At 32.4% G+C, this 210-nt stretch carries 1 protein-coding gene; it reads left to right on the forward strand.

The window, feature by feature from the left end:
• Nucleotides 1-113: 113 nt before the first annotated feature.
• Nucleotides 114-210, forward strand: a 97-nt coding sequence (locus HMPREF2637_RS10900) for a transposase (protein ID WP_256315979.1), incomplete at its 3' end; no start/stop codon positions are given.

Below are 210 nucleotides of genomic sequence, written 5' to 3' on the forward strand. Positions count from 1 at the left end.
TCATAACAAAAAAACTCCAAACGAGTTACAATATAGGTGTTCAAGCCAATTGTAAAACGGAAGGAGTTAAGACTATGGCGCAAAAAGCTCACAGTTTATCACATACAAAATGAATGTGTAAGTACCACATTGTATTTACACCTAAGTATAGACGAAAAATAATCTATAATCAATATAGGAGTAGTCTGGGAGAGATTTTTCATAGACTAT

The organism is Streptococcus sp. HMSC065H07, assembly GCF_001837325.1.
GTDB classification, from domain to species: domain Bacteria; phylum Bacillota; class Bacilli; order Lactobacillales; family Streptococcaceae; genus Streptococcus; species Streptococcus salivarius_H.